Origin of the sequence: Streptomyces sp. R35, from assembly GCF_041053035.1 — a bacterium.
Lineage (GTDB): Bacteria > Actinomycetota > Actinomycetes > Streptomycetales > Streptomycetaceae > Streptomyces > Streptomyces lutosisoli.
Map to the genome: position 1 here is coordinate 779,005 of NZ_CP163440.1, position 16,569 is coordinate 795,573.

Genomic DNA, 16,569 nt, shown 5'->3' on the forward strand with positions numbered 1-16,569 from the left:
TCGGAGCGCCGTCAGAAGATGCCCTGTCCCGGTACCAGGATGCCGTGCGGGTCGTAGGTGTGTCTGGCGGTGGCCAGTTGGCGCCAGCTGGAGCCGAAGTGGTCGCGCCAGTCCGACGGGCCGAAGGGGACGGAGCCGACCGGGTAGTGGGTGCCGCCGGCCGCGTGGACGGTGTCGTAGGCGGTGCGGTTGGCGGCCAGAAGACGGTCGATGGTCGCGGTGTCGTCGGGCGGGGTGGTGCGCAGGACTGCCAGCAGGTAGGGCACGGGGTCGTCGGGAGTGCGCAGCAGCGGCGTGTGAAGGCGCTCGCGCAGCAGCGGGTAGAGAAGGACGACGCCCGGGCCGAGGTCGGCCGCGGTGAGGTCGTCCAGCAGGGATCCGGCGACGGAGACCACGGAGCGGCCGGGCAGCAGCAGGTTGAGCCAGGGGTGGGCGTACGCCCAGAGGCCCGCTTCCTTCAGGGCGGCCACGCCGGGGGCGAGCCGGTCGAGGAAGTCGTAGTACGCGAGGTCGGACGTCTGCACACCGGACGGTTCGTGGCGCAGTCCGCGCAGCAGGGTGCTGTCGTCGGGGATGGGACCGACGGGCGGGCCGTAGGCGACGGCTTCGAGGAGGTAGCCGCGGAACGCTCCGTCGGTATCGGCGGTGACTTGGCCCTCGACGTAGGCGAAGCGGCCTTCGCGCACCAGCAGTCGCTGGTCGTCGAGGAACGTCCGCAGGTCGTCGTACGGGAGGAGGTAGTGGCGTACGGTCTCGGGCGCGGGGACCAGCCGCAGGGTGGCTCCGACGATGACGGCGCACTGGCCGAGACCGGCGAGTACGGCGCGGAACAGGTCGCGGTGGCGCGTCGGCGAGCAGCGGACGAACTCGCCCGCGCCGGTGACGACGTGCAGTTCCGTGACGTTGTCGACCTGGGCACCGTGCCGGTGGGTCTGGCCGCCGAGACCGCCGACCGACAGGGTGCCGCCGACGGAGAGTTCGAGATAGTCGGTGAGCGTGGGCGGTGTGAGGCCGTGGGCCAGGGTGGCCTTGGCGACGTCGCTCCACTTGGCACCCGCCCCGACCGTGACCGTCGCACTCCGTGAATCGACGGGGCCGATGGCCGCGAGCGGTGCGGTCTCGATGATCAGGCCGCCGTCGACCTGTGCCTGACCTTGAGTGGCGTGGCCCTGACCTCGGGGGGCGACCCGCAGCCCGTGCGCGGCGCAGAAGCGGATCATCGCGGCGATGTCGTTGACGGAACCGGGTCGCAGGACCGCGGCCGGACGCCGGTGGACGATGTGACCGAAATCGTCGGCGTCGGCGTCGAGCGCTGCCGCGTCGGTGTGGAGGGTTCCGTCCAGCGGCGGAAGGCCGGTGAGCGGACGGTCGGACGCGGTGGCCGCCCAGCTGCGGGTGAACGGATCGAACCCGATCACCGCGGCGCCGGCGGCGGCAATGCCGTGCAGTGCGGTACGTCGCGACGGTGTGCGGGGCATGCGCTCCTCCTGGGGCGGACCGGATGAAGCGATCAACGTTCGCCGAGTGTAGGGCAGTTGGTTCCGGTGAGCCGGGCGGGACACGGTGGTGGCGAAGGGTTCTCGAGAGCGGAGCGGAACCGCGGTGATGGCGAACCGACGGTCGTGTTCCGCCGCTGCCGTGCGCGGTGCGGCGAGTGCGGCGCGGCGAGTGCGGCCGCCGCCCGGGCGGGACGGCGGCCGACTTCACGCCTGCGCGGCGCGGATCACTCGTGGGGCGTCTTCACACCGACGCGGCACGCATTGCTCGTGGGAGTCTTCACGCCGACACGGCGCGGTCACTCGTCGATGGCGGCGCCGAAGCGGGCGGTGCCGGCCGAGTTGCCCAGCGCTCCCGCGCCGTAGAGCCAGGAGCCGTCCGCGACCAGGCCCTTGGTGCTCGCGGGCAGCTGCCAGACCACCCCGTCCTGGGTGTCCTCGCCCGGTGCGGCGGCCAGCAGTTCGGCGTGCCCGTCGCGATCCGTGTCGGCGAGCCGGACCTGTGCGCCCCACAGGTCGCCGGACTCGGCGGTGCCGGGGACGCCTGCGGTGTTCTGGTCGAAGGACTGCGCGCCCGTCGCGGTCAGGCCGTCCGCCGAGCCGCGCAGCAGCCACACCGCGCCGGCGTCCGCGACCGTACCGATGTTCTCGCCCGGAGCGCCGATCGCCAGATCCGCGTAGCCGTCGCCGTCGACGTCACCGACGGAGAGCTCGGAGCCCCAGGCGTCACCGTGCTCGCCGGTGCCCGGCACTCCCGGGGAGTTCTGCGTCCACCACTGAGGTGTGCCGTCCTCGCTCTCCAGGCCCTTGGGGCCTTCCTCGCCGCCGTAGTAGACGCCGACCAGGCCGCCGGTCAGGCCTTCCGCCTCGGCGTCGGGGCTGCTGTTCTGGCCGGTGACGAGGTCGTCGTAGCCGTCCTTGTTGATGTCGCCGGATGCGGTGGAGATGCCGCCGCGCAGGTCGCGCAGGTGGGTGAGACCGTGTTCCCCGCCCGAGTAGACCGCCGACCAGCCCTGGGCGTAGTCGTCGTCGGGGCTGTAACCGGAGACGACCAGGTCGGCGTAGCCGTCGGCGTCGTAGTCGCCCGTGGTCAGGTAGGCGGGCTGGATGGCGCGGCCGGCGGGGTGCGCGGTGGTGTCCAGGGAGCCCGTGTGCCGCAGGGCGCCGCCACTGTAGGTGAACAACTCCGCGCCGCGCTGGTCGAGTACGGCGACGACGTCGGCGGGGGTCTCCCCCGTCAGCCGCGCCGCGGTGACGGCGAGGCCGAACCGGGCGCCGGCTGCCGGGGCGGCGGACGCGAAGGCGGCACTGCGGGCGGCACCGAGTCCGTTCTTGGAGCCGTACAGGACGGTCACCTGACCGGCGTCCTCCAGGGCACCGGCCTCCTTGCCGGGCGCCCCGATGACCGCGTCGTCGTAGCCGTCGCCGTCGAGGTCTCCCGTGGCAACGGCCGCGCCGAAGGAGTCGCCGGTCTGCGCGGTGCCGGGGACACCGGCGGTGTTCTGGCTGAAGAGGGCGGTGCGGCCCTTGGGGACGCTGTTGTTGGTGCCGATGCCGTGGGGCGCTCCGTACTGGACGGTGACGAATCCGGCACCCTTCTTGCCGCCGACGGTGCCGTCCGGCGCGCCGATGAGGATGTCGTCGTAACCGTCGCCGTCGAAGTCGGAGTTGCGGTCACGGGCAGATGTGCCGCCGGGAGTACCCGCGTAGGAGGCGGGCGCGGCGGCGATACCGAGGCCTGCCAGCAGCAGGAAGGAGGCGGCGGCCAGTGCGGCGGAGGCGGTCCTGCGGCGCGAACGAGTGGTGCTGGTCATGGTGGTGCTCCCCGTTGGTGATGTGTCGTGTCAGCTCGAAAGCCGGGCTTGTCGGTGAATGCGGCGAAAACGCCAAGTTGCTTTCACCTGCGCCCAGTTCGACACGAGACGTGCCAAGGGAGTTGTGGTGCCCCGAGGGGCCGTGGCACAGCAGTGACATGTGTTGCGGAATGCGGACCACCGGGTGCGCGGTCCGGCCGTCCGCCGGATCCTTCGGGCGGACTACCGGACCGCGCATCGGAAGGTTCACTCGCCGACGCGGTCGTCCTTCGGCTCGTCCCCGTCCGTGTCCTTCTTCGGAGTGCTCAGGTACCCCGGCAGTTCGAGCAGACCGCCGGCCTTCTCGGGGCGGCCGTCGGAGTTCTGGCCGCTCAGGTTCTGCCGGACCGAGTCCAGGATCGTCAGGCCCTGGGCGACCAGTCCGGCCGCGATCTCGCCGAGGCCGTCCGCGCCGTTGAGGACGTTGACGTTGGCTCCGGCGAGACCGCCCGCCGCTTCCTTCACGATCTGCGGAAGCTGCTCGATCAGCATCCGGTCGAGTGCGACGCGGTCGTGCGACGCCGCGGCCTCGGCCTGGATCTTCATGCGTTCCGCCTCGGCGATGGCGAGCACCTTGATCCGCTCCGCCTCGGCCTCGGCGGGCTTCACGATCTCGCCCACCAGCTGCTGCTGGCGCAACTGGGCCGCGCGCTGGGCGAGTTCGGTCTGGGCGGCGAGGACCTCCTGCTGGGCGTGGGCCTGGGCCAGCGGTCCGGCCTGGGCGGCCTGCGCCTGGGCGCGGTCCACCTCGGCCGAGTACTCCGCCTTCACGACCGCGGTCTGCCGGGCGTACTCGGCCTGGTTGCGCGCGGCCACCTGCTCCGCCTCGACCGAGGCCTGGGTGGCCTGGGCCTGCGCGATCTGGGCCTGCCGCTGGATGGCCGCCTTGTGGGGTGCGGACATGGCCTCGATGTAGCCGACGTCGCCGTCGTCGATCGACTGGATCTGCAGCGAGTCCACGATCAGGCCGATCTTCGCCATCTCGACCTTCGAGGTGTCCAGAACCTCCGCGGCGAGCTTCTGCCGCTCGGTGACGATCTCCTCGACGGTCATGGAGCCGATGATGGCGCGCAGATGACCGGCGAAGATCCGGCCGGTCAGCACCGACATCTGGTCCTGGTCGGAGAGGAAGCGCTGACCGGCGTTGATGATGCTCTCGTGGTCGTTGCCGACCTTGAACGCGATCACGGCGCGGACGTGCAGCGCGATGCCCTGCCTGGTCACACAGGTCTCGGTGACCTCGGCCTCGCACATTGACAGGGTGAGGAAACGGGTCTTACGGAATACGGGCAGCACGAACTTTCCGTGACCCGTCACCACTCGGAACGGCGCGCCCCCCAGTCCCCGCCTGCCTCCCGATATCAGCATCGCCTCGTCGGGGGCGGGAACGCGGTAACCGAACATTCTGATTCTCCTTAACCGGCGTCGACGGGATCGCCGTCCAACGCGTCCAACGGGTCGACCCAGCGGATGACGTCGACCTCACGGCATCCGCGGGATTCGACCACGAGCACGGTCGCCCCCATGGGCAGGGGCTCCTGCGACCAGGCAAGGAAGGTCTCGGATCCGCCTCTGACCCGCACAAGGATCTCGCCGGGGCCGGCGCTTCCCCGTGTGCCGATGAGCAGCTCCCCCGTACAGCCGATCACGGCATCGTCCTGCACCATTATCGGCCGCCTCCCCGTATCTCTGGTTCTGCTTCCGACCTTAGACCTCACCCCCGTCGGACGCCTACGCGCCTGTCACTCTCCGAGTCACGCGCCGCGGTGCCTGTGCTCAGCTCTTGGTGAACCGGTAGGTCTTGCTGTCGGTCAGGACGCAGAAACCGGGCGACACGACGATCACCCGCAGAGTGCCGGTGCGCCGGTCGTAGTCGATGCCCTCCGCCTCGAAGGTGCCCGAGCAGGAGCTGCGCAGCGGGAGCTGGCGCAGCGCCGTGACATGGCCGGACACGTCCGCCGTGCCGTTCGGCTCGCCGGACAGGTCGATCTGCAACAGCGGCTTGGTGATGCCGAAGAGCGTGCCCGCCGGGTCGTCGGACGAGCACAGCAGCCGCGTCGCGGTGACGAAGTCGCAGCCCTGCACGTCGCGGACGGCGTGGTCGAGGTTGATGGTGGACGCCTGCGGGAGGTTCGCCGAGGGCGAGGTGCTCGGGTTCACGCCAGGGGTCGGGAACACCAGCAGCCGGCTCATCGTGCCGTACTCGCCGGACACCATCCACGTACCGCCGGGCGAGATGGTGACGAACGAGTTGTTCAGCGCCTCTCCCGCACTCAGCGCGTGGACGTACTCCGACCAGCCGCCGCCGGGCGCCTGCACCCGGAACATCTTCGCGCTGCCGGAGTCGGCCTGGTACGGCTCGATGTAGTAGCCGTCGTAGGAGGCGTCGGGGTCGCCGACATGGTTCCAGCCGCGGCTGCTGACGCTGGACGGGATCGTGCCGATGCCCGTGTAGCGGTTGGCGCTTCCCGCCGGCACCTCGACCGAGGTCAGCCCCTGGCTCTCGGTGAGCGGGTCGGCGCGGTCCGAGCCCACCTCGTTCCAGGTGTCGGCGGCCGTGGCGGGCGCGGCGGTGGAGACGGAGAGGACGGCGGCCGTGGCGAGCGTGACGAGACCGGCCAGGACCGCGTGACAACGTTGCCGTGCGAGCATGCGCATGAGGTCTGCTCCTCGGTGGGGGGTGTCTGTTCGGCGCACAGTCTGGCCCGCCGCGGTGGTCATGTACAGACCAATGAATGGACGTCAGTCGTCAGCCCGACGTCCAGCGGGCAACCTGGTCGGTCCCCCTACGCCGGTGCCATCGCACCGAGTTCCGTCCGCGCACGGAACGCCGCGCCGAGCGCGACGGCACCGTTGCCGAGCCGGGCGCCAAGAAGAAGACGAGCAGCCATGCCGCAAGGAGGAGTCATGCCGCAATCCCGCACAGCTGTCGCCCGCCCCCTCATCGCCATCGCCGGACTCGGCATCGAGTCGTCGACGTTCTCGCCGGCGCGAACCGAGGCCCCCGCGTTCCATCCGCTGCGCGGCGCGGGCGTCCTGACGCGCTGTCCGTTCCTCGCGCCCGGGACGCCGCTGCTCGACGCCGCCGAGTGGCGCGGCGCGCTCGTCGGCAAGGCGCTGCCCGGCGGCACGGTGACCGCCGCCGCGTTCGCCGAGCTCTCCGACGAACTCGTCGGGCGGCTCGCTGCGATGCCACCTCTCGACGGCCTCTGGTACGACATCCACGGCGCCATGACGGTGGAGGGCGTCGACGACGCCGAGGCGGTCCTGCTCGCCCGGATCCGCGCGACCGTCGGCCCGGACGTGATCGTGTCCACCTCCATGGATCTGCACGGCAACGTCTCGCGCGAACTCGCCCACATGAGTGACCTGATCACCTGCTACCGGACGGCCCCGCACGAGGACCACAAGGAGACCAAGGAGCGGGCCGCGCGCCATCTCGTGGACCTGCTCACGACCGGTGCGCCCCGGCCGGTCAAGGCCTGGATCCCGGTGCCCGTGCTGCTGGCCGGCGAGCAGACCTCTACGCGGATCGAACCGGCCAGGAGCGTCTACGCGGCGGTCGACGACGTGGAGGCGACGGACGGCGTCACCGACGCGGCGGTCTGGGTCGGATACGCGTGGGCGGACGAGCCGCGCAACCGCGCCGCCGTCGTCGTCACCGGACCGTCCGAGGCCGCCGTCACCGCAGGTGCCGAACGGCTGGCCCGCGGGTTCTGGGAGGCACGGCACGCGTTCGCGTTCGTCGCGCCGACCGGATCACTGGACGAGTGCCTCGACGAGGCTCTGGCCTCGGACGCCCGGCCGTACTTCATCAGCGACACCGGCGACAACCCGACAGCGGGCGGCGCCGGCGATGTCACCTGGGGGCTCGAACGGGTGCTGGCCCGGCCGGAGTTCAAGGAGGCGTCCGGTCCGACGGTCATCTACGCCTCGGTGCCGGGCCCGGACGCGGTGGAAGCCGCGGAGAAGGCGGGAGTGGGCGCGACCGTCACCGTCACGGCCGGTGCCGCGGTGGACGACCGGCATGCCGGGCCGCTCACCATGACCGGGGTCGTACACGCGGTCCGGCACGGCGACCGGGACGCGGAGACCGAGGTCGTCCTGCGGGTGGGCAGCGTGCACGTGATCATCACCAGGCTCCGCAAGCCGTACCACCACGAGCACGACTTCACCGATCTGGCGCTCGACCCGCGCGGCGCGGACATCGTCCTCGTCAAGATCGGCTATCTGGAACCGGAACTGTTCGGCATGTCCGTCGGCTGGAAGCTGGCGCTCACTCCGGGCGGCGTCGACCAGGACCTGGTCCGGCTGGGCCACCGCCGTATCCGCCGCCCCATGTTCCCGTTCGACCCGGACATGGCCGAACCGGACCTCACGGCCCGGATCATCCCGCCCTCGAACACACCGCTCACCGGGGAAGACGAGTGAGCGACCGGGTCGTCCCGGAGGCCCCGTGATCACGGGGATCCCGAAGATCCCGGCCGTTCGCCGGGCAGGGCGCGGCCCTGCCCGGCGCTACTCGGCGGTCAGTCGCTCTGGCAGAAGTTGTCGGTCGCCGGGTTCAGCAGACCCACCACGTTGATGGTGTTGCCGCAGACGTTGAGGTCGACGTCGACGGGGATCTGGATGACGTTGCCGGACACGAATCCGGGACTGTCCACGGCGACACCGACCGGGTCGGGGTCGGCGGCGGCAGCGGTCCCGGCGGTGGCCAGAAGGGCCACGCCCGCCAGCCCGGCGGCGGCCATCAGACGAACACGCATTACAAGCTCCGATCAGTCGCAGGGGTGCGAATTCCTCCACCTTCACCTCCGCGAGCGGCGACCGACATCGCTGTACGCCCGAACGGGGCCCCTCATGCCGAGGACCACCCCCTGAGCTGCACCTGGGCACACCACCTGGGCACACGACTCGTCGCGCGGGGTGTGTCGCGCGGGGTGTGCGGAATGCCCGTAGCGTGAGAACAGGTCAGGTGGAACAGGGAGAGATCATGTCAACCAGCCAACCCGATTCGCCCGCGCCGTCCGACGACACGGTGACCCCCGACGCGCTGCTGCACACCGGTGCCAACGGCGAGTTCACCGCCGAGGACCTGGTGCTAGCCGCAGGGCGCGACATCACTCCGGCGAACCTCGCCTGGGCCGAGCGCAAGCTGAAGGAAGAGGGACCGGCGGCCCTCGACAAACTGCTTCCCTAGCTTGACCGGCTCCGATGCGGAGGAGCCGGTCAAGGACCTGCGGGTCGAGAACCGCAGGTCAGGAAGGGTGGATCAGGAGCTGGGGCACTCCTTCCAGGCCAGGTGGTAGATGGTGCTGATGTCGCCGTCCGTCGAGTCCATGGTCATGAAGCTGGTGCTCCCGGGAGCGGAGGTGCCCGCGTTGACGCGGAGCTCCGTGTTGATGTTGAAGTTCCGCTGAACCCCGCAGGGCGCCCACACCAGTTGAGCCCAGTCGGTGGTGTCCGTGGACTGCCAGTTGTCGTTGTACGGGCCGCTGAAGGGGTGGGTGATGGCGGCCGTGTTCGGGGAGCCCTGGAAGTAGTACGAGGCCTTCTCGGTGCTGCTCGCGCCCCGCTGGAGTGCGGCGAAGCCGCGGTAGTCCGCGCTGGCGATGGCGTACGTGAAGCCCTGCGGGACATGGACGATCAGGTTGAGCTGGCAGTTCTTGCGGAACGCGGTGGGGTCGGAATTGCCTCCGACCTGGGCGAGGTACTCGCTGTAGGTCACCGTGAAGGCCGTGTTGTCCGGGGAGACCGCGACAGCGGCGGTCCCCTGGGGACAGCCGGATCCGTTCACCGTGGCGACCTTGATGACGATCTTGTCCGGGGGCGGGTCGACGAACCCGGAGGACGGGTCCTGAGCCGGGAACGCTGAGGCGAACAGGGCGGCGATCGCGCCACCCAGAAGCAGCCCACCAGCCATGGTGCTCCAATCCGTTGCGTTGGTGTTCCGGCGGCAGCACAGGGCGTGTGCCGCCGTGAAATGGGGGGTGCGGTTCCCCGCGTGGGCGGGGAGCCGTCGCAGACCAGTGCGTTGGATCAAGCGTGGCTCGTTTATGCATGCGCATGACAAGCAGACATGCGCATCTCACCCCCGGATGTGAAGGAGCCGTGAAGACCGGGGGTGCCCGAATCGTACGTACGCGCGTCCGGGGCGGCCAGGGTCATCTCCGGCCATTCGACGCCGTCATTCGACGATGCCGTTCGACGCGCGTCACACGAAGCCGGTGATCCGCGCCGCTCACCGCCCGTAGCGGCCGACCAGCGTGCCGGATCCGGTGACATGTCCGGCGAGCGCGTGCTTCACCTCGTCGGCCGAGGCGTCCTCGGAGAGGGCCGGTCTCCCGTCGGCGGCGAACACCGAGAAGACATAGCGGTGAGGCGTGCCCTTGGGCGGGCAGGGCCCGCCGTAGCCGCGTTTCCCGAAGCCGTTACGGCCCTCCACGACCCCGCTCGGCACCTCACCCGCACCGAGCGCCGTCGCGTGGGGATCGATGCCCCATACGACCCAGTGCACGAAGGTGCCGCGCGGGGCGTCCGGATCCTCGACCAGGACCACCAGCTCGGCGGCGTCGCCCGGCACACCGGAGAAGTCCAGCGGCGGCGACACGTTCTCGCCGTCGCAGGTGTAGCGGCGCGGGATGGTCCCGCCGGCGTCGAAGGCCGGACTGGACACCGTGATCTTCTTCGCCGCGTGGGGCGCCGATGCCGCGGACGCGGTGGAGGTGCCGGGGACTGAGACGGCGGGCGTGCTGGAAGCTCCTCCGTCGCCTCCGCAGCCGGCGATGAGCCCCAGCGCGGCTGCCGCGACGAGGGGTACGGCCCTCCGGCGGCTTCTTCGGCGCATGTCCGCCACGTTAGCGCCGGGCGGACAGAGGGGCAGCTCGACGACCCACGGAGTCAGCGGCCCGGGACAGCGCGTCCGGCACCTGACCCGTGGCCAAAAGTCGTGCGTCGGCGGGGAGTTGGGGTCGCGGGGCCGGGCGGGGCCGCACCGGCTCGTCTAGGTTGATGTTCGGCCGTCGAACATCGCTGCGCAGGAGGCGCTTCCGTGTCAGACCCTGACCCCCAGCTCGCTGCCGCCGCGGAGATACGCGCCCGGATCGACACGAGCAAGCCCCACTCCGCGCGCTTTTGGAACTACTTCGTCGGCGGCAAGGACAACTACGAGGTCGACCGCGAGATCGGCGACCACATCAAGCAGATCTTCCCCGGCCTGGTGGATGTGGCGCGCGCCAGCCGTCATTTCCTGGGCCGCGCGGTCCGGTATCTGGCGGTCGACCAGGGCATCCGTCAGTTCCTGGACGTCGGCACCGGGCTTCCGACGGCCGACAACACCCATGAGGTCGCGCAGCGGCTGGCACCGGACGCGCGGATCGTCTACGTCGACAACGACCCCATGGTGCACGCTCACGCCCGAGCGCTGCTGACCAGTACGCCCGAGGGCGAGACCGCGTATCTCGACGCCGACCTGTACGACCCCGACGCCATCCTGAAGGCCGCCGCGGGCACACTGGACCTCTCCCGGCCGGTCGCCCTGATGATCCTCAACACGCTCGGCCATGTCGCCGACTACGAGCAGGCGCGGGCGCTGGTGTCCCGGCTCATGGACGGGCTCGCGCCGGGCAGTTACCTGGTGATCAGTGACAGCACCGCCACCAGCGAGGGCATGATCGCGGCGTCGGAGGCGTACAACTCCAGCGGGGCCGTGCCGTACTACGTGCGCAGTGTCGAGGAGATCGGCGGCTTCTTCGACGGGCTCGAACTGGCCGAGCCCGGCATCGCCCAGGTCACGGGGTGGCGTCCGGAACCCGGGGGTTCATCGAGCACGGACGTCGCCGTCGATGCCTACGGAGGAGTGGGCCGCAAGGCGTAGTGATCCGGCCATACGGTGGCGGAGCGAGGGGCATGGTGGCGGGGGAAGAAGCGTGGTGACCGCGCGAACAGCCCGCCGCCTCATCGTGCCCTGCCCGCCCCTGCGAGACTGAGCCACATGGATCCACGACACCTGAGACTCGGTCGCCGTCGCATATGGATGAGCAGCGCGGCCTGCTTCCTGGTGCTCGGGCCGGTCGGCTGGTTCCTGGCAGGCTGGATACCCGTCGTGCTGCTGGCCATCGCCCTCGTCGCGGCCACGTCGGTCTCGCACTGGAAGGCCACTTCCTGGCTCGCGCCCGCCATCGCGAAGGGACAGCAGGAGAGCCGCCGGGACGTCGCGACCTTCTGCGTGGTCATCGCCGTCAGCGGCTACGCCCAGCCCCTGGCGATGCCTTCCAGCTCCCCCCGGGACACGGCCGCCCTGCGTCTTGAGGCGTACCGGGCGGCCGCGGACGACGATCTGGCGGAGGATCTCCGCCACCTGGCGGCCGACGCACTGGACGCCGCCGACCACGCGTACGCCGAGGACACCCCGGCGGGCTGGCGAGCCGCCCGCGCGAGCGCGGAGCGCCTGGCGCACGCCGCCCAGGAGGGCAACCCGTACGTGCGCCAGCTCCTCATCCAGTGGGTGGAGCAGAACCCCGCCGGGGAACGCTAGGGCCTGTCTTTCGGATCAGCCCTGGGCCGCGAGGCCTTCACCGCGCCGGCCGCGGTTCACGAGTCCGCTTCTCTGCGCAGGAAGTTGGTCACCTGGCAGGCGAGGCTGTCCCTGGTCGTGCCGGAGCGTGTGCTCGCGTCGACGGAGGTCTCGTAGAGGTCGATACCGCCCGCCCAGAGGTAGCGCTCGGTCCACTCGTCGTCGACCTTCAGCTGGATCTGGATGTCCGCGCGGTGCAGGACGGCGTCGGGACCGGCGGCGTAGAGGACCGCTGTGGCCCGGCGCAGGGGGTAGACGTCGTAGCCCTCGATGAACTGTGAGTTCCTCCAGTCGAGGAACGCGCTCTCGCCGTCGGCGCCGATGCGGATATCGATCTGACCGTCTTCGAGATGGATGCCGAAATGCTCAGTGGTTCGGTTTTCTACGGTCACCCGAAATCTGAAGTAGGTGAGTCCGTCGGCGGCGTCGTCACGCCCTCTCGGGGGCTCCGCCTTCTCCACACCGTGAACGCGGACACGCAGGCCGGCATGCTCGTCGCACTCCTGCCAGTCCCCGACCACGTTCGGCTCGCGCACAGTCCACCTCTCCTCTTCAGAGAGCTGTTTCCTATCTGTGCCCTCAACGAAGTGTCAAATGAGCGGAACGTGCCGTGGCCAGGGATTTCCCTTTGCTTGATCGGCGATCAAGCCGTGCCCAGCCAGAACCTTTCCCGGGCGGCTTCGACGGCATTTCCGCGCGTGCTGCACATCACGTTCCGCACATGACGTTCTCCGGCGTCTCATCCGCCGCCGCGCAGTGTCCGCATCTGCTCGTCGAGCGGGCCGAGGCCGACGTCCCGGCGGCGCTCGTCGAGGGTCTGGGGACGGCGGATCGGGTATGGGCGGAGGGTCACCGGATTGACGCGGGTGCCGTAGAACTGCGGCCGGCCCTCTTCGACGGCGCAGTGGTCGGCGATATAGGCGTGGTGCACGGCGGGGCAGCGCCCGTCCGCCGCGGCCTGGGCGATCAGGTCGCGGCACCTGAGCTGGAGGTCGAGGTCCGGTGCGTGCAGCAGGATCATCAGGGCTGCTGTCGAGGCGGGCGCGCCGACCACGTCGGCGCTCGGCCAGCCGTGCCGGCGGACGATCGTCCCGAGCGCTTCGGCATTGGCTTCGCGGCACTCGGTGAGGAAGCGCCGGCACTGGGCGTTGGGGTCCACCCGCGCCTCCCGCATCAGGCGCTGCTCCTCGTCCGCCCGGCGCACGAGTTCCCCGGCGAGAGCCGCCGCGAGTTCCGGGATCATCCGCCGCGCGTCCTCATGCCCCGGCCGCGCGTCGCCGTCGACCGCCAGATGCCCCGGGGAACCCTTCACGGCATCCCCCGAAGCATCAGCGCGAACCACACCTTCTTCCCGGCGCTGCCCGGGCCGGCCGGTGCGATCCCCCAGTCGTCGCTCAGCGCGGCGACGATGGTCAGTCCGCGTCCCGACTCCTCGGCGCCGTCCGCCGTACGCAGCCGCGGCAGGGCGGGCGAGCGGTCGGCGACCGTCACACGCAGCTCGCGCTCGGTGTACTCGACGGTGACGGTGATCGTGCCGCCGGGGTCGGGGCTGCCGTGCTTGACCGCGTTGACGAACAGCTCGTCGGCGGCGAGGACAGCGTTGTCGAGGTGATCGGGCGAGAGCCCCAGCTGGGTGAGGTGCTCGGCGAGCATGGCCCGGACCCCCGCTGCACGCGAGGGATGGGCGGGGACCGTGGTCCGCAGGAGGTGGGCTTCGCTCGCCGACAGCACGGGCATCGCGGGAGTCACAGGCGTTCCGGGGGTCAAGGGGGACACGGGGATCGTGGCGGGGTCAGCGGACCGGGCCCGGCCCGCAGGCGCGTGGTCGTCCGCGCGGCGGACGTCGTCCGCCGGTGACCGGGCATCGTGCTCCGGCGCGCGCACGTCGGGCGCCAGTGAGGGCGACGGCCCGCGGCGATGCGCCCTGGATGCCGTCATCGGTCCTCCTTCGCATGCAGCACGGGTGGGGGGTCGGTCTCGGTGGCTGCCCGTGCAGCCAACACGCCGGACCGGCGGCGGGACCAGGGGGTATCGGGGTTGTCCGGTTGCAGGGACGTAGTGGCATGGGATGTATGTTCGATCGCGTGAGCAACGTGAACGGGGGCCGGCCGGCGGTGGACCGGACCGGCGGCACCGGATGGCCGGGGGTGCTCGGCAAGCGCGTACTGGTCACCGGTGGTACGCGGGGGCTCGGCGAACAGATTGTGCGACTCCTGGCCGCGGAGGGCGCCCGGGTGGCGACCTGCGCGCGCACCGCGCGGGATCTGGAGACGCTGGCCGCGTCGATGGACTCCGCCGTGTTCACCCAGCCGCTCGATGTCACCGCGCCCGAGGCGCTGGAAGGGTTCGTCGCCGCCACGGTGAAACGTTTCGGCGGCCTGGACGGGGTGGTGGCCTGCGCGGGCGGTTCCCGCGGGGGCGGGTTCGAGCAGGCGGACGCCGAGGACTGGGCGGCGACCTGGGAAGTGAACGTCGGCCATACCGTGCGGCTGGTGCGGGCCGCGGTCCCGCATCTGCGGGCGGCGGGCGGCGGCTCGGTCGTGGTGATCTCGTCGATCTCCGGCTGGAAGCCCGGCCCGCCTGTCCAGTACGGGGTCGCGAAGTCCGCGCAGATCCAGCTGGCCGCGTCGCTCGCCCGCGAGCTCGGTCCGGACGGGATCAGGGTGAACGCCGTCTCCCCCGGGTCGATGCTCATCCCCGGCAGGCGCTGGGAGCGGATGCGCAGGGAGGAACCCGAGGCGTTCGCCCGGTTCGTGGCGGCAGAGCTGCCGGGCGGAGAGCCGGTCGCACCCCAGGAGGTCGCCCGGGTGGTGGCGTTCCTGCTCTCGGACTGGTCGAGCGGGATCTCGGGCGCCCACCTGCCGGTCGACCGCGCCCAGAACGCCCCCTCCCCGGACGGGTATTGAGGCACCCGGCAGATCGGAGCAGAAGAGAGCAGCGGCGCCGCACACGCCCGTCCCGGGCACGACCCACCGGACAGCCCCTGAGACACCCGGCGTCCCGGCCGCACCCTGCCCCGTCATGCCACCGCCCCCAGCACCCCCCGGGACCTGCGCTCGAACTCCTGCACCACGGGCTCGTGGCGGCGGGGCTCGAGGCGCCTGCGGAAGTCGCGCAGGGCCTGGATCGACCGTTCGCTGTGCACGGTGCTGAGGGTGTCGAGCGCCTCGGTCGCGGTGCCGACGGCCTCGTCGAGGCGGTCCTGCTGGAGATGGGCGGTCGCCAGGACGGAGCGGCTGATGGCCTGGCGCCTGCGCCGGTCCGCGTTGGCGCTGAGCGACTCGCTCGCCGTGCGCTCGGCCTGAGCGGCCTGCCCCAGGTCACGGAAGCACAGGGCGGATTCGGCCTGCAGATAGTGGTGGTCGAGATAGCGCACCCACACCGACTCCTGCGCGGCTCCCTTGCTCGCGTCCAGCTCCCGCTCGGCGAGACGCAGGGCCTCGGAGGCCTCGTCCGAGCGGCCCTGCGCGGCGTGCCCTCGCGCCGACATGGCGTACAGGCGCATCAGGCCGAGCGGGCTGCCCGCGCCCTTCGCGGTGACGATCCCGGCGCGGGCCAGGGCCACCCCCTCGTCGGGGCGGCCGAGGTTGGTGGCCAGATGGGAGAGTCCGGCCAGGATCTGGCCGCCCAGCACCCGGTCGCGGCCCTCGGCGCAGAGCCTCAGCGCCTGGGTCATATAGCGCTGAGCCAGGCCGTACTCCCCCGCGTCGTACGAGCTCCAGCCGGCCATCGCGGCCAGGCGCGCGGCGGCCGCGTACAACTGGCGGCGCAGCCGCGGTGGCGTACCGCGCCGCTGGAGCAGGGGGACGACCTCGGTGGACAGGTAGTGCACGATGCTGGTGCGCACTCCGCCGCCGCCGTAGTGGTTGTCCATCTGGTCGAACATGGCGATCATCGCGTGCACCTGCTCGACCGGTCCGCCGCTCGCCATCAGGGCCGGTTCGACGGCGTCCTGGTGCTCCAACAGCCAGAGCAGCCACTCACGTTGAGGGATCGTCAGGGCGGCGGCCACAAAGGGGACCGAGCCGAGGAGGCTGCGCCGGGAAATGTCGGTGGACCCCAGCTCCGCCAGGGTGTGAAGAGTTTCTGCCACGTCTTCGCCATAGCCGAGCGCCCTGCTGACGACCGGGCGCTGCTGATCGGAGGGGAAACCGAGGTCCGCGGGGGACACGGCGCGGCCGAGCCGCTCGGACAGTACGGCGGCGATCAACTCCGGTGTGGTTCCCCGCGGTTGCTGGCCCTGGAGCCAGCGGGTGACCGACGCCTTGTCGTAGTGGGATTCCGTGCCCTGACACCGGCCCAGCTCGTTGACGCGCAGGGCGAGTGAGGCGTAGGAACAGCCGGCTTCCTTGAGGGCGGCCGCCAGCACCTTGTTGGCCCCGGTGGGGACCTTGCCGGCGTTCCTCGCTTGTCCGTCGGTCACGGTGGCCATCCAGGTCTCGCCTCACGGTCGCGTACGGCTGCGCTCGTACGTACCTGCCGAGACATCAATTCCGGTACGGACGAGCACAGTTGGACGCCATCGCCACGGAGTGTGCGATACGTCACTCGATCACTATGGTCGCCGACACACTCAGTGTGCAACCGGCGTTCTGATAATTTCAGAACGATTGGCATCGCCCTGTCTCTGTCATCGACCGCGTGG

17 protein-coding genes are annotated in these 16,569 nt (G+C 70.9%); 5 read left to right on the top strand and 12 right to left on the bottom strand.

Annotation, left to right across the window (positions count from 1 at the left end):
* Positions 1-11: 11 nt before the first annotated feature.
* The 5 genes from AB5J50_RS03920 to AB5J50_RS03940 all read right to left on the bottom strand — a co-directional run bounded on the left by AB5J50_RS03920 (position 12) and on the right by AB5J50_RS03940 (position 6,007).
* Complete coding sequence (locus AB5J50_RS03920) at positions 12-1,478, bottom strand: FAD-binding protein (protein WP_369254901.1); 1,467 nt, start codon at positions 1,476-1,478, stop codon at positions 12-14.
* Between the two features lie 317 nt (positions 1,479-1,795).
* The gene (locus tag AB5J50_RS03925) at positions 1,796-3,310 is read right to left on the bottom strand and encodes an integrin alpha (RefSeq protein WP_369254903.1); all 1,515 of its coding nucleotides are present in this window, start codon (positions 3,308-3,310) and stop codon (positions 1,796-1,798) included.
* 246 nt (positions 3,311-3,556) lie between these two features.
* Positions 3,557-4,753, bottom strand: a complete 1,197-nt coding sequence (locus AB5J50_RS03930; RefSeq protein ID WP_369254905.1) for an SPFH domain-containing protein — start codon at positions 4,751-4,753, stop codon at positions 3,557-3,559.
* A gap of 11 nt (positions 4,754-4,764) precedes the next feature.
* The gene (locus AB5J50_RS03935) at positions 4,765-5,016 is read right to left on the bottom strand and encodes a hypothetical protein (protein ID WP_327426208.1); all 252 of its coding nucleotides are present in this window, start codon (positions 5,014-5,016) and stop codon (positions 4,765-4,767) included.
* A 109-nt stretch (positions 5,017-5,125) separates the two neighbouring features.
* Positions 5,126-6,007, bottom strand: a complete 882-nt coding sequence (locus AB5J50_RS03940; RefSeq protein WP_369254908.1) for a hypothetical protein — start codon at positions 6,005-6,007, stop codon at positions 5,126-5,128.
* A gap of 249 nt (positions 6,008-6,256) precedes the next feature.
* Here AB5J50_RS03940 and AB5J50_RS03945 point away from each other — a divergent pair, with 249 nt between their 5' ends.
* Positions 6,257-7,780 carry a M81 family metallopeptidase gene (locus AB5J50_RS03945; protein WP_369254910.1) on the top strand — a complete coding sequence of 508 codons (1,524 nt, stop codon included), beginning with the start codon at positions 6,257-6,259 and terminating at the stop codon, positions 7,778-7,780.
* 98 nt (positions 7,781-7,878) lie between these two features.
* Here the strand turns inward: AB5J50_RS03945 and AB5J50_RS03950 are convergent, their stop codons facing one another.
* Entirely contained in the window at positions 7,879-8,115 is a 237-nt protein-coding gene (locus tag AB5J50_RS03950; RefSeq protein ID WP_369254912.1) for a chaplin, read from the bottom strand.
* Between the two features lie 227 nt (positions 8,116-8,342).
* Here AB5J50_RS03950 and AB5J50_RS03955 point away from each other — a divergent pair, with 227 nt between their 5' ends.
* Complete coding sequence (locus tag AB5J50_RS03955; RefSeq protein ID WP_327426212.1) at positions 8,343-8,549, top strand: hypothetical protein; 207 nt, start codon at positions 8,343-8,345, stop codon at positions 8,547-8,549.
* 72 nt (positions 8,550-8,621) lie between these two features.
* On the opposite strand, the gene AB5J50_RS03960 is transcribed toward AB5J50_RS03955, so the two are convergent.
* Both AB5J50_RS03960 and AB5J50_RS03965 read right to left on the bottom strand, forming a co-directional pair.
* A complete protein-coding gene (locus AB5J50_RS03960) occupies positions 8,622-9,272 on the bottom strand; it encodes a DUF4360 domain-containing protein (RefSeq protein WP_327426213.1) in 651 nt (216 codons plus the stop codon).
* 318 nt (positions 9,273-9,590) lie between these two features.
* Positions 9,591-10,196, bottom strand: coding sequence for a YbhB/YbcL family Raf kinase inhibitor-like protein (locus AB5J50_RS03965; protein ID WP_369254914.1), 606 nt, complete (start codon positions 10,194-10,196; stop codon positions 9,591-9,593).
* Positions 10,197-10,400: 204 nt separating this feature from the next.
* Between AB5J50_RS03965 and AB5J50_RS03970 the strand changes: the two genes are divergently transcribed.
* Both AB5J50_RS03970 and AB5J50_RS03975 read left to right on the top strand, forming a co-directional pair.
* Positions 10,401-11,225, top strand: a complete 825-nt coding sequence (locus AB5J50_RS03970) for an SAM-dependent methyltransferase (RefSeq protein WP_369254916.1) — start codon at positions 10,401-10,403, stop codon at positions 11,223-11,225.
* 117 nt (positions 11,226-11,342) lie between these two features.
* Complete coding sequence (locus AB5J50_RS03975) at positions 11,343-11,885, top strand: hypothetical protein (protein ID WP_327426215.1); 543 nt, start codon at positions 11,343-11,345, stop codon at positions 11,883-11,885.
* Positions 11,886-11,941: 56 nt separating this feature from the next.
* Here AB5J50_RS03975 and AB5J50_RS03980 read toward each other — a convergent pair whose 3' ends face one another.
* The 3 genes from AB5J50_RS03980 to AB5J50_RS03990 form a co-directional block, all read right to left on the bottom strand.
* Positions 11,942-12,460: a hypothetical protein gene (locus AB5J50_RS03980; RefSeq protein ID WP_369254918.1), complete on the bottom strand. Its 519-nt coding sequence runs from the start codon at positions 12,458-12,460 to the stop codon at positions 11,942-11,944.
* Positions 12,461-12,663: 203 nt separating this feature from the next.
* Positions 12,664-13,167 carry a DUF6624 domain-containing protein gene (locus AB5J50_RS03985; RefSeq protein ID WP_369265300.1) on the bottom strand — a complete coding sequence of 168 codons (504 nt, stop codon included), beginning with the start codon at positions 13,165-13,167 and terminating at the stop codon, positions 12,664-12,666.
* A gap of 65 nt (positions 13,168-13,232) precedes the next feature.
* Positions 13,233-13,862, bottom strand: a complete 630-nt coding sequence (locus AB5J50_RS03990) for an ATP-binding protein (protein WP_369254920.1) — start codon at positions 13,860-13,862, stop codon at positions 13,233-13,235.
* A gap of 155 nt (positions 13,863-14,017) precedes the next feature.
* Between AB5J50_RS03990 and AB5J50_RS03995 the strand changes: the two genes are divergently transcribed.
* The gene (locus AB5J50_RS03995) at positions 14,018-14,830 is read left to right on the top strand and encodes an SDR family NAD(P)-dependent oxidoreductase (protein WP_369265301.1); all 813 of its coding nucleotides are present in this window, start codon (positions 14,018-14,020) and stop codon (positions 14,828-14,830) included.
* 113 nt (positions 14,831-14,943) lie between these two features.
* Here AB5J50_RS03995 and AB5J50_RS04000 read toward each other — a convergent pair whose 3' ends face one another.
* Complete coding sequence (locus AB5J50_RS04000) at positions 14,944-16,356, bottom strand: hypothetical protein (protein ID WP_369254922.1); 1,413 nt, start codon at positions 16,354-16,356, stop codon at positions 14,944-14,946.
* Positions 16,357-16,569 lie beyond the last annotated feature (213 nt).